The organism is Thermus tengchongensis (assembly GCF_021462405.1).
GTDB lineage: Bacteria > Deinococcota > Deinococci > Deinococcales > Thermaceae > Thermus > Thermus tengchongensis.
The window spans coordinates 125,647-134,309 of sequence record NZ_JAKEDU010000006.1 but is presented as its reverse complement, the minus strand read 5'-3'; the positions used below and the strand labels follow the sequence as shown (position 1 = coordinate 134,309).

The following is an 8,663-nucleotide window of genomic DNA, read 5'->3' as shown; positions in this document are numbered from 1 at the left end:
GTACAACCCGGTGGAGACGGTGTGGCGGCGGGTGAAGGGGTGGTTGTTGCCGCGGCGGTACTACGGGAGCGTGGAGGAGCTGAGGCGAGGGGTGGAGGAGGCGTTGAGGAAACTGCAGGAGCGCCTGGAGAGGGAAGTGGGGCAAAGTCTATGCATGGCTACTTAGCCTCACTCCCTGGCCTCCGCCAGCACCCGCCCCGAGGGGTCGGCGAAGACCACCCGGCTCACCCGCTCCAGCTCCAGGAGGACGTAGGGGCTGGTGAGGGCCTGGGTGACGATGGCCCCGGGCCTGGGGCTTTGCAGGTTCAGCACCACCCGGGCGGTTCCGGCGGCATAGGTAACCCCCACCACGCTTAGGCTGTACCCTCCGGTGGGCTTCAGCCCCCAGAAGAAGGCGGCCACGCTCTTGTTGCGGAAGTCCACGCTGGGGGCGGGGGGGCGGGGGATGCGGTTGGCCACCACCAGGTTCCACACCTCGGCGAAGCGGGTGGGGTTGTTGGCCAGGAAGGCCCTGGCCTCGGTTTCCCCGTAGGCGGCGTTGCTGCCCCGGTCCAGGATCCGGTAAGGGGGAGAGGGGGGCGTCACCACCTCCACTCTAAGCCCGTACTGCACCAGAAGGGCCCCCACCCGGTAGCCGTCGGGGATAGGGTCCAGGGCCAGGGGCTTCAGGACGGGCTCGGAAAGCTCAAAGAGCGCCACCTGCTTCCCCCCCCGCCGGGCCAGGATTTCCCGGAGGAGGACCTGGGTTTCCGGCCCGGTGAAGGCGTAGAGGTCGGGGGTCTGGTAGCCCGTGGGCTGGACCAAGGCGCGGCGTTCCCCTTCCTTCAGGCTTCCCGTGAGCTTCACCCAACCCACGCCGTCGTAGAGCCAGGTGGCCCGGAGGCTGGCCTGGGCGCGCACCTCCACCAGGCTCCCCTGGACCCCGCGCACCGCCTCGGCCAGGGGCCTCAGGGCCGGTCCCACCTCGCGCAGTACCGGGTTCCCGTCTACCCAAAGCGCTCCGGGGACCGCCCAGAGGCTCTCGCCAGAGGCCTTTTCCAGGCGCAGGGTCTTTTCCCCCAACCGCACCTCCCGGGGTTCCCCGTAGAAGTAGGTCCAGCGCTCCGTGACCTCGGGGAAGAGGAGCTGGGCCTCGGCCACCCGGTAGCCCGTTCCCTCCAGCAGCTGGCAGGCGGCGAGGAGGGGCAGGAGGAGTAAGGGGAACAGCCAGCCTTTGCTCATGGTTCCATGATACCCCCTGGCCGGAGCCGGGGCCTTAAGGCTCCTTTGAGCTTGCTAGCGGCTTCTGGGGTCCAGGGCGTCGCGGAGGCCGTCCCCCAGGAGGTTGAAGGCCAGGACCAGGCCCACGATGGCCAGCCCGGGGAAGGTGGCCACGTGGGGGGCCACCGCCAGGTACTCCCGGCCCCGGGCCAGCATCAGGCCCCACTCGGGCTCGGGGGGCCTGGCCCCCAGGCCCAGGAAGCCCAGCCCGGCGGCGAAGAGGATGGCGATGGCCATCTGCAGGCTGGACTGGATGAGGAGGGGGCTTAGGGCGTTGGGGAGGATGTGGCGGAAGAGGATGCGCCCGTGGCTGGCTCCCAAGGCCCGGGCGGCCTCCACGTAGTCCAGGGCCTTGAGGGAGAGGACCACCCCCCGTACCAGCCGGGCGTAGATGGGCACGGCGGCGATGCCCACGGCGATCATGGCGTTGGTGAGCCCAGGGCCCAGGATGGCCACCAGGACGATGGCCAGGAGGATGCCCGGGAAGGCCAGCATCACGTCCACCAGGCGCTGGACCAGGAGGTCCATTCTTCCGCCAAAGTAGGCGGAAAGGCCCCCCAAGGGGGCACCCAGCAACAGGCCGATGCCCACAGCCACCAAGCCGATGGTAAGGGAAACGGGGATGCCGTACAGGATGCGGGAAAAGAGGTCACGCCCCTGCTCGTCGGTTCCTAAGAGGTACAGCCTGGCGGGCCCTTCCACGCCGAAAAGGTGGAGGTTGCCGCGAAGCCCGAGCCACTCCCACTCGTCCCCGCGCACCCAAAAGCGCACAGGGTACTTTTCTGCCCAGTTCACCTGTACCCCTTCCAGGGGATGCCGGAAGGCGGGGCTCACAAAGAGGCCCCACTCCCCTCCGGGCCCCCGCAGGCTTACCCCCGCCAAAGGGGGCACGTAGGTGGAACGTAGGTCTTGGGCATACGGGGAGTAGGGGGCCAGAAAGGGCGCAAAGAGGGCCCCAAGGAGGTAGAGGAAAAGAAGGGCCAGACCGGCTTGCGCCAAGCGGTTTTTTAGGAAGCGGCGCCAGGGTCTAGTCATAGCGCACCCTCGGGTCGATCCAGGCGTAAAGGAGGTCCACCAGCAGGTTCACCAGGATGAAGCTTGTGGCCACGAGGAGGACCGCTCCCTGGACCACCGGGTAGTCCCGGGCCAGAATGGAGCTCACCAGAAGCTGTCCTAGGCCGGGCCAGGCGAAGATGGTTTCGGTGATGACCGCGCCTGCCAGCAGGGAGCCGAACTCGAGGCCCGCCACGGTGACCACGGGGATCATGGCGTTGCGCAGGGCGTGTTTGAAGACCACCACCCGCTCCCTGAGCCCCTTGGCCCGGGCGGTGCGGATGTAGTCTTGGGAGAGGACCTCCAGGAGGGTCCCCCGGGTCATGCGGGCGAGGAGGGCGGTGGCGTTCACCCCCAGGGTGACCGCGGGGAGGACCAGGTGGGCCAGGGTGCCCTTGCCGGCCACGGGGAACCACCCCAGGTTCACCGAAAAGATGAGGATGGCCAGGAGGCCGAACCAGAAGACGGGCATGGAGACCCCGAGGAGGGCCAGGGTCATCACCCCCAGGTCCAGGCCGCTCCCTGGGCGAAGGGCGGCCAGGATGCCCAGGGGGATTCCTGTGAGCAGGGCCACCAGGATGGCGGCCACCGCCAACTCCACCGTGTTGGGAAAGTAGGTCTTGAGCTCCTCCAGCACCGGCCGGCGGCTCCTTGCCGACTCCCCCAGGTCCCCCCGCAGGAGGGCCCCCAGGTAGAGGAGGAACTGCTCGGGCAGGGGCCGGTCCAAGCCGTAGCGCTCCCGTATGGCCTGCAGGGTCTCCGGGGTGGCGAACTCCCCCGCCAGGAGAACCGCGGGGTCCCCCGGGGCCAGGCGCACCATGAGGAAAACGAGGAGCACCACCCCGAAGAGGGTGGGAATGGCGATGAGCAGGCGTCTTATGGCGTAGTTAAGCATGGCTTTCACAAAGAGCCCCGTGGGGGGGTCCCACGGGGCCCAAGCCGGGATCCTTTAGCGGAACCGGGCCTTGTAGGCCAGATACCGTTCCGTGGGGTGGACGATGAAGCCCTGCACTTCCTGCCGTACGGCGGTTACCTGCACCTCGGAGTGGAGGAAGACCCAGGGCGCGTCCCGCCAGATGCGGGCCATGGCCTCGCGGTAGAGCTGTTGCCTTCCTTGGGGCAGGGTGGAGATGCGGGCCTGGGCCAGGAGCTTGTCCACCTCGGGGTTCTTGTAGAAGGCGCGGTTGAACCCAGGGGCCCACTGGCTGGAGTGGAAGAGGGGGTAGAGCCCATAGTCGGCATCTCCCGTCACCGTGCCCCAGCCCAACATGGCCATCTGGATGCGGTTTTCCCGCAAGGGGCGTTGCGTTTCCTGGAGGTAGGCCCCCCATTCCAGGGTTTGGATGGTGGCCTCCACGCCCACCCGCCGGAGCTGGCCCTGGATGGCCTCGCACACCTGGATGTCTTGGAAGTAGCGGCCAGTGGGGCAGTGAAGGGTAACGCGCAAGGGGGTGCTCACCCCGGCCTGCCGCAAGAGTTCCTGGGCCCGCTGCGGGTTGTACTCGTACTTGCCGATAGAAGCGTAGCCGAAGATCCCGGGGGCGATGGGAGCATCGGAGATCCGGCCAATACCGCCCAAGACAAACTGAAGGATTTCCTCCTTGTTCACCGCATGGTTGATGGCCTGGCGCACCCTTGCGTCGTTGAAGGGTGGACGCTGGGTGTTGAAGTAGATGTAGATGGTGCGCAGGCTGGGGGTGCGGACCACTTCCACCGCCCGGTTAGCCTGGAGGCGGGCGATGTCTTGCGGAGGGATGCGCACGGCCACGTGGGCCTGCCCCGTTTCCACCAGCGCAACCCGGGTGGTGCCTTCCGGCACGGGGATGAAGCGCACCTGGGGAATGGGGGGCTTTTCCCCCCAGTAATTCTCGTTGCGTACTAGGTCCACGAACTGGCCCTTTTGCCAGGCCTGGAAACGGTAAGGACCGGTACCCACGGGGTTGTCCCGGTACTGCGCCCCAAAGCGCTGGATGGCGGCGGGGCTTTGGATGGCGGTGGAGCTGTGGGTGAGGTGGGCCAGGATGGGGGCGAAGGGGTTCTTGAGGCGGAGGCGCACGGTGTGGGTATCTACCACCTCCACGCGATCCAGCTCAGAAAGCAAGAAGGCAAAGGGGCTGGCCAGCTCCCGGGAGACGAAGCGCTCCAGGTTGAACCTCACCGCCTCGGCGTTGAAGGGGGTGCCATCGTGGAAGGAGATACCCCGCTTTAGGCGGATGGTCAGGGTTTTCCCCCCGTCGGAGAAGCTGTAGCCTTCCGCCAGTAGGGGAACGATCTTGCCCTCCGGGGTCAGCTCAAACAGGGTTTCGCTGATGTGGGTGACCACCGTGGCCGAAGGCGAGTCTTGGGCCAGGGGGGCGTCCAAGGTGATGGGGTCGGTACCTTGGGCCACCACTAGGCGTTGCTGGGCCCAGGCCGTGGCAAGCAACGCTAGGCCAAGAGCGAAAAAGGCTTTTCTCATACGTACTCCTTTCCGGGACGAGCCCTGCGATTCAGGGAGAGTATATACGCCCCCTTTCGGGGGGCGCAAGCCGGGGTATGCTTCTACCCCTCGCCTAGGTAGGCCTTCTGCACCTCGGGGTTTTGCGCCAGCTCCCGGGCGGGGCCCGAGAGGGTGACCTCCCCCGTGGCCAGCACGTACCCGCGGTGGGCGATCTGCAGGGCCAGGCGGGCGTTTTGCTCCACCAGGAGGATGGTGCGCCCCTCCCGGTTGAGCTTCTGGATGATCTCAAAAATGAAGTCCACCAGGACCGGGGCCAGGCCCATGGAGGGTTCGTCCATGAGGAGGATCTTGGGGTTTTGCATGAGGGCCCGGCCGATGGCCAGCATCTGCTGCTCCCCCCCCGAGAGGGTCCCCCCCTTCTGCGCCCGGCGCTCGTAAAGCCTTGGGAAGAGGCTGAAGACCTCCTCCTTGCGCTGTTGCACCACCTTGCGGTCGTTTTCCAGGTAGGCCCCGATCTCCAGGTTCTCCTCCACGGTGAGCCGGGGGAAGATGCGCCGCCCCTCGGGCACGTGGCCTACCCCCAGGGCCACGATCTGGTGGGCGGGGAGGCGGTGGATGGGTCTTCCTTGAAAGAGGACCTCCCCCTGCCGGGGCTTGACCAGGCCGCTGATGGTGCGCAAGGTGGTGCTCTTGCCCGCCCCGTTAGATCCGATAAGGGTTACGATCTCCCCCTCCTCCACCCTTAAGGAGATGCCCTTTAGGGCGTGGATGTGGCCGTAGTAGGTGTGGACGTTCTTCAGCTCCAGGAGGCTCATGCCCCACCCCCTGCGGCCCCCTTGCCCAGGTAGGCCTCGATGACCCTGGGGTTGGTACGCACCTCTTCCGGGGTCCCCTCGGCGATCTTGGAGCCGTACTCCAGCACGGCGATGCGGTCGGAGATGCGCATCACCAGGCGCATGTCGTGCTCGATGAGGACGATGGTAATCCCCAGCTCCTCCCTGAGGCGCTGGATGAAGGCCTGGAGTTCCTCGGTTTCCTTTGGGTTCATTCCTGCCGCAGGCTCATCCAGGAGGAGAAGCCTAGGCCTCAGGGCCAGGGCGCGGGCGATCTCCAACTTGCGCTGCTCCCCGTAGGGCAGGTTTTTGGCCAGCTCGTCCTTGCGGTGAAGAAGGCCCACGTACTCCAGAAGCCTCTTGGCCTCTTCCTCCGCCCTCTTCTCCTCCCGCCGGGCCAGGGGAGTGCGGAAGACCGCGTGGAAGTAGGGGACGCGAATATGGATGTGCATGCCCACCAGAAGATTTTCCAGAACGGTCATGGCCCCGAAGAGGCGGATGTTCTGGAAGGTGCGCCCCACCCCCTCCTTGGCCACGCGGTCTGGGGGGAAACCGGTGATGTCCTTGCCGAAGAGGAGGATTTTCCCCTCGTCGGGAGCGTAGATGCCCGTGAGGAGGTTGAAGAAGGTGGTCTTACCTGCCCCGTTGGGACCGATGACGGAGAAGATCTCCCCCTGGTTCACGGTAAGGCTCACGTCGTTCACCGCCACGAGCCCCCCGAAGCGCTTGGTGGCGTGGGTGACCTCGAGGGCCTTCATGCTCCCTCCTCCATCTCCGCCTTGTGGCGCTTTTCGGGGATGAGGCCTTCGGGGCGGAAGATCATCATCAAGACCAGGATCAGGCCGAAGACCAGGCGCTCGTACTTGGCGGGGTCCACCTGGCTAGGAATCTGGGGCAGGCTGGTGCGCACGAACTCGCTGAAGGTCTTGAGGATGTCCAGGTTGAGGATGGTAAGGGCCGCGGCCCCCAGGATGGCCCCGGGGATGGAGCCCATGCCGCCCAGGATCACCATGCCCAGGATGGTGATGGAGGCCAGGAGGGTGAAGGACTCGGGGGAGACGAAGGTGCGCTGGGCGGCGAAGATGACCCCCATCACCCCGGAGAAGGCGGCCCCGGTCATGAAGGCCAGGAGCTTGGTGGGGAGGAGGGGGATGCCCATGGAGCGGGCGGCGATCTCATCCTCCCGGATGGCCACCCAGGCCCGGCCGAAGCGGGAGTTGGCCAGGTTTAGGTTGACCAGCACCACTAGGCCGATCATCACCAGCACCAGGAAGTAGAAGAAGAGCTGGTAGTCCGTGGTCTGGTCCAGGCGCACCCCAATGGCCGCCATAAGTTCCCGGAACCAATCGATAGGGGGGCGTTGCACAGGGGTGATGCCCTGAGGGCCGTTGGTGAAGTTGACGGGGTGGTCCAGGTTGTTGGCCAGGATGCGCACCACCTCCCCCAGCCCCAGGGTGACGATGGCCAGGTAGTCCCCCCGCAAGCGCAAGGCAGGAAGGCCGATGAGGAGGCCGGTGAGGGCGGTGGTGACGATGGCGATCCCCATGAAGAGGTACATGTACTCGCCGGGCAAGGGAAAGTTCCCCTGCATGAAGTTCTTGGCCTGCTCGGAGCCGAAGATGGCCCAGGTGTAGGCTCCCACGGCGAAGAAGGCGGCGTAGCCCAGGTCCAGAAGGCCCGCCATCCCCACCACCACGTTGAGGCCCAGGGCCATGGCCGCGTAGATGCCGATCTGGATGCCCAGCTCAAAGACGAAGGTGTTGGCAAAGCCCGCCAAAGGTACGGAGAGGAGGAGGATGGCCAGGCCCAGGAGGGCCCGCACCCAGGTGGGGATCCGGGGCAGGGTGGTGAGGGCCACCAGGATGCCCACCAGGCCGATGAGGCCCAAGGTGTTCCCCGAGCGCATGAGGCCCAGGGTGAAGGCCAGGGTGAGGAGGGCCAGGTTTAGGGTGCGCCCCTGGGGGGAGAGGCGGACAAAGGTGGCCACCGCCAGGGCCCCCAGGCCGAAGAGGTTGGCAAGGGCCCCTGGCGCCAGGAAGGCCAGGGCCAGGAAGGCCAGGCTGAGGAGGAGGGATAGGGCGCTCATACCTTCTCCTTAACCACCTGCCCCAGGAGGCCTTGCGGCCTGAGGAGCAGGATGAGGATGAGGATCAAGAAGGCCACCACGTCCTTGTACTCGGTGCCGAAGTTCCCGTTGGTCAGGATGGGCAGGTAGGTGCCGAAGAAGTTTTCCAGCTGGCCCAGCACCAGCCCCCCCAGCATGGCCCCGGGGATGTTGCCGATGCCCCCCAAGACGGCGGCGGTGAAGGCCTTGAGGCCGGGCAGGAAGCCCACGTACGGGGTGATGGTGGTGTACTGCAGGGCAAAAAGCACCCCTGCCACCCCGCCCAGGGAACCCCCGATGAGGAAGGTGCGGGAGATGATGCGGTCCGGGTCAATGCCCATGAGGCTGGCGGTGGAGAGGTCCTGGGCCACGGCGCGGATGGCCACCCCCAGCTTGGTGCGGTTCACCAGATAGGTGAGGCCCACCAGCATGAGGATGGAAACGCCCATGAGGATGAAGGACTTGTTCTGGGCGAAGATGGCCCCCCCGAAGAGCTCCACCGAGCCCTCCAGGTCCTCCACGGTGCGCATGCGCAGGAAGAACTCGTTGTGCCAGAGGCCCTCGATGAGGCGGACCAGGTCCTGGAGGATGAAGGAAACCCCGATGGCGGTGATGAGGGGAACCAGCCGGTTGGTGGTGCCCCGTTTGCGCAAGGGGCGGTAGGCGAAGCGCTCCACCAGGATAGCGGTGATCCCCGCCACCGCCCCACCCAGGACCAGGGCGAGAAGAAGAAGGAGGAGGCCATTCTCCACCTGAGGGGCCAGGTAGCGGAAGACCTCCACCCCCACCACCGCCCCGATCATGAAGATCTCGGAGTGGGCGAAGTTGATGAGCTCTAAGACGCCGTAGACCATGGTGTACCCCAGGGCCACCATGGCGTAGACGAAGCCTAGGATGAGCCCGTCAAAGATCACCTGGGGCAACAGGGTTAGGATCTGCTCCAGCAAGCTACCTCCTTTCTCCGAACCAAGGG

At 66.2% G+C, this 8,663-nt stretch carries 8 protein-coding genes; all 8 read right to left on the bottom strand.

Translation table 11 applies throughout. The annotated features are described in order from the left end of the window. Positions 1-168: 168 nt before the first annotated feature. Complete coding sequence (locus L1087_RS09000; protein WP_234558574.1) at positions 169-1,221, bottom strand: protease complex subunit PrcB family protein; 1,053 nt, start codon at positions 1,219-1,221, stop codon at positions 169-171. Positions 1,222-1,275: 54 nt separating this feature from the next. Beyond that, the gene (locus L1087_RS08995; RefSeq protein WP_234558573.1) at positions 1,276-2,295 is read right to left on the bottom strand and encodes an ABC transporter permease; all 1,020 of its coding nucleotides are present in this window, start codon (positions 2,293-2,295) and stop codon (positions 1,276-1,278) included. Beyond that, a complete protein-coding gene (gene nikB / locus L1087_RS08990) occupies positions 2,288-3,208 on the bottom strand; it encodes a nickel ABC transporter permease (RefSeq protein WP_234558577.1) in 921 nt (306 codons plus the stop codon). The genes L1087_RS08995 and nikB overlap by 8 nt, the downstream gene beginning before the upstream one ends. A 54-nt stretch (positions 3,209-3,262) precedes the next feature. Beyond that, positions 3,263-4,771, bottom strand: a complete 1,509-nt coding sequence (locus tag L1087_RS08985; protein ID WP_038040145.1) for a glutathione ABC transporter substrate-binding protein — start codon at positions 4,769-4,771, stop codon at positions 3,263-3,265. 83 nt (positions 4,772-4,854) lie between these two features. Beyond that, positions 4,855-5,568: an ABC transporter ATP-binding protein gene (locus tag L1087_RS08980; protein ID WP_135259911.1), complete on the bottom strand. Its 714-nt coding sequence runs from the start codon at positions 5,566-5,568 to the stop codon at positions 4,855-4,857. Further along, the gene (locus tag L1087_RS08975) at positions 5,565-6,344 is read right to left on the bottom strand and encodes an ABC transporter ATP-binding protein (protein WP_038047626.1); all 780 of its coding nucleotides are present in this window, start codon (positions 6,342-6,344) and stop codon (positions 5,565-5,567) included. The genes L1087_RS08980 and L1087_RS08975 overlap by 4 nt, the downstream gene beginning before the upstream one ends. Further along, a complete protein-coding gene (locus L1087_RS08970; RefSeq protein WP_234558572.1) occupies positions 6,341-7,672 on the bottom strand; it encodes a branched-chain amino acid ABC transporter permease in 1,332 nt (443 codons plus the stop codon). The genes L1087_RS08975 and L1087_RS08970 overlap by 4 nt, the downstream gene beginning before the upstream one ends. Next, a complete protein-coding gene (locus L1087_RS08965; protein ID WP_038040137.1) occupies positions 7,669-8,637 on the bottom strand; it encodes a branched-chain amino acid ABC transporter permease in 969 nt (322 codons plus the stop codon). The genes L1087_RS08970 and L1087_RS08965 overlap by 4 nt, the downstream gene beginning before the upstream one ends. Between the last annotated feature and the right edge of the window lie 26 nt (positions 8,638-8,663).